Origin of the sequence: uncultured Mailhella sp. (genome assembly GCF_947631555.1) — a bacterium.
GTDB lineage: Bacteria > Desulfobacterota > Desulfovibrionia > Desulfovibrionales > Desulfovibrionaceae > Mailhella.
In genome coordinates, this window is record NZ_CANRLT010000141.1 from 1 (window position 1) to 3,361 (window position 3,361).

The 3,361-nt window shown below is 62.8% G+C and carries 4 protein-coding genes; all 4 read right to left on the reverse strand.

Going from position 1 to position 3,361, the window contains the following annotated elements:
* Positions 1 to 199, reverse strand: a 199-nt coding sequence (locus Q0Z94_RS11555) for a transposase (RefSeq protein WP_298069863.1), incomplete at its 3' end; no start/stop codon positions are given.
* Between the two features lie 119 nt (positions 200 to 318).
* Complete coding sequence (raiA, locus tag Q0Z94_RS11560) at positions 319 to 645, reverse strand: ribosome-associated translation inhibitor RaiA (RefSeq protein WP_298069864.1); 327 nt, start codon at positions 643 to 645, stop codon at positions 319 to 321.
* 140 nt (positions 646 to 785) lie between these two features.
* A complete protein-coding gene (gene plsY, locus Q0Z94_RS11565; RefSeq protein ID WP_298069866.1) occupies positions 786 to 1,385 on the reverse strand; it encodes a glycerol-3-phosphate 1-O-acyltransferase PlsY in 600 nt (199 codons plus the stop codon).
* A 60-nt stretch (positions 1,386 to 1,445) separates the two neighbouring features.
* Positions 1,446 to 3,361 (reverse strand): dolichyl-phosphate-mannose--protein mannosyltransferase (locus Q0Z94_RS11570; RefSeq protein WP_298069868.1); only part of this gene is annotated, 1,916 nt, incomplete at its 5' end.

Sequence of the window (3,361 nt, forward strand, 5' to 3'; positions counted from 1 at the left end):
TTGCTGTTTTTGCTTTCCCTCGCCCGTCTTCCAATGATTCCCCTTTTCTGGCTTTACTAACCCAAGAGCGAAGAGTCTTGGCATCCTTTATGCCGAGTTCTTCCGTAACCTGGCGATACGATTTGCCATCCTGCAAGTACTGCCGTACTGCATCCTCTTTGAATTCTTGAGAATAGGTTGTGAATTTCCGTTCTGACATACAAATCCCCATCAGCTTACAAAGTTCAGCCTAGCGGGGCTTTCTTACTTTGTCCACCTGATGGGGAGCATATCAGCGGGCACGGGGGAAAGAAGCCTGGGTGCGCACCGGCACACGTTTTATTTGGTGAGAGCGTCCACCATGGTGTCGCGGTTAATCTGGCTGCGGCGTTCGCTGGCTTTGCGAAGCTGCCCTCCGAGTCGGTCGCTGCACAGGTCGATGGCGGCGTACATGTCATCATTCTTCTCGCTGGCCGCCATGTTCAGGTCTGGGCCGGACAGCAGGACGTCCGCACGGGGCCTGCCGCTTTCCAGAGAGAGGGTGACGAGGGCCTTGTTCTCCCCTTCTTCGCCGACCATGCGGGCCAGCTTCTGAAAACGCTTGAGGGCATAGCTTTTGAGAGGTTCGGAAGGCGTGAGATTGCGGAAGACAATTTCTATCTGCATAAGCGATCCTTCCCCGGGGCGCCGGGACGGGACGAAGTCCCGCGTAAGAGACGAACGAGCAGGGCGCAGAGGCTGGCTGCTCCTGTAAGAAAGGATAGCACAGCGCCGTCTGTCCGTCCAGTGCCGGAACACTGCGCGGCTTATTTTCCCGATGCGAGGAACTTGCTCTCTTCACCGCGGAGGAGACGGCCGATGTTTGCCCTGTGCGCCCAGAGGATCATGACCCAGAGTATGACGGCGAGGGGCAGCAGGTCATAGCGTCCAGCCACAGCGTAAGCCACGATGAGCGCCGTGGCCATGACCATGGAACCAAGGGAGACATACCGTGTGACGGCGATGACGGCAACGCAGCAGAGCACGGCGCAGAGCAGCGGCACAAAGGCCAGAGGGATGAGCGCACCGATGGTGGTGGCCACGCCCTTGCCCCCCTTGAAGCCCAGGAACGGTGTCTTGACGTGTCCGATAACGGCGGCAAGGGCCGTCATACTCTGCAGGAAGGGCGAATCCAGAAGGCAGGTGGCGAGGAGCACGGGGAGCAGTCCCTTCATGATGTCGCAGAACAGGGTGAGCAGGCCCCAGGGCAGGCCGCAGAGGCGGGCCACGTTCGTGGAGCCGATGTTGCCGCTTCCTGCCTTGCGCGGGTCTATCCCTTTAAAAGTACGGGCGATGACCAGACCGAAGGGAATGGAGCCGAGCAGGAAGGCGAAGGCGAGACAGAGGATAGGGAGAAACGCTGCCATGAGGGGCCTTTTGCTGAAAAGATCCTCTCCCCGGAGGCGGGGAGAGGGACGCATTGTTTATCAGAGGGAAAGAGCCGGCTGCTCGGAAGGTGCAGGTGCTTCGGGAGCTGACGGGTCAGCGGGTGCGGAATCAGTCTTGGCGGTGTCAGTGGGGGCTGCCGCGGGCTGCTCGGAAGGCTGGGCTTCGGACGCCGCAGGTGCGGCTTCTTCATCCGGCCGCGGCGCAGGAGGCGTGGCGTCCATCGCGGCGACCACATAGGGCTTGTCTACCATCCAGGTGCGCAGGAGCACCGAGGCCGTGGAAGGCTTGTCCGCCCACGCTTCCCATTCCTTTTCGGACATGGCAAGGACGGTCCTGGGATGTTGGGCGAGCCAGGCGCCGAGAGCGGCGGCGTCCTTCAGATCAGGCACAGTGAGAAGAGTGTCAGCGGTTCCGGAGAGCTGGTTCAGATGCCAGGCGTAGACCCCGGGGTACACCTTGAAGGCGGCGGGCGTGTAGCCGTCCTTCATCTTTTCCAGCATGACTTCGGCCTGCGCTCTGGGACTCAGGATTTCGCCGAGACCGGGGGCGACGGCCAGTTCGTAGGGGACGGCCATGGCGGTCATGCCGAGTGCCGTGATGAGCAGTGCGCCTCCGGGGTGATCCAGACAGACGACAGCGAGCAGAAGCACTGCCGTGAGTATCAGGATGCCGCCCATGATGGCGCTGCCGTGGAGGGCGTTCAGCCAGGCACCGGCCACGGGCGGAACGGGCGGAAGCCAGCCGTCAGGGATGTAGCCCTGGACGAAGGGGAAGGCGTCGGCGGCAGTGAGGACAAGCCCGGCGGCAAAGAGGATGAAGGCCACGAGCCGGAAGAACCAGCGGCTGCGGCCGGGGGTGAGCTTCAGCAGCGAGCGCGCCGTGAGCACGGCCAGAGGCGCGAGCAGGGGCAGGGCATAGACGGCGAGCTTTGACGGCACGGCAGAGAGCAGAGCTGCGCCGGAGACAAGCCAGATCCAGAGCCAGGAAGAGCCGCCATCGGTTTTGCGGGCTTTCCATGCGGCGGGGATACCGCGCACGGCGGCAAGCCAGTTCACAAAGAGCGCGATAAGTATCCAGGGCAGCCACATGAGCGGCAGGGCGGCCAGATAGTACCACCAGGGCAGGGCGTGGGGGGCGCCATCCGTCAGCCGGCCGAGGAGCTGAACGCCCAGCATTTCATAGAGGTAGTCCGTTTTGCCGCTGAAGGAAAGCGCTCCGATCCAAGTCAGGATGAGCACAAGCATCAGGACGAAGCCGGGCAGGCCGTCACGGCCGTTGAGCCGTCCGGGTGTTCCGCGCCAGACCAGAAAGAGGATGCTGACCACAACGGCGAAAGCGATGCCCAGAGGACCCTTCACCAGAGTGGACAGCCCGAGGAGCAGAAAGCCGGCACCCAGCCAGAAGGGGGCAGCGGGCCGGATCCAGCCGCGGTACAGACAGGTCATGGCGAGGATGATGAGGGCTGAGAACAAGAGATCCATGCGCGGATAGCAGGCCGCGCCGCTGACGTAGACACAGCACAGGGTCAGCAGTCCGGCAGCGAGGGCGGTGCACCTGTCGTGCCCTGTCCCGCGGGCCAGCACCCATACCGAGACGGTAAACAGGGCGTGGGACACGGCTGCCGCAAGAAACACGGCCATAGGCACGGAGATACCGGGTATCAGGGAGAGCGCCTGCATGGCCCAGAAGTACAGAGGCGGCTTGTCAGGATAGGGGACGCCGTTCAGAGTGAGCGTCAGCCAGTCGCCCTGATGCAGATGCAGGAACACATCGGCAAGGCGTACTTCGTCGGAGAACCAGAGATCGCGGATTTGGAGGACTTCGGCGCAGGTCATGAGTGCGCAGAGTACGAGCAGGACGAGCAGTCCCGCGTGGGAGAGCGCGTCAAAGATGCGTCCGAGAGGGCCTGCGGGACAGGCTGCGGCGGGAGCGGCGGAAAGTGCGTCCGCCTGTG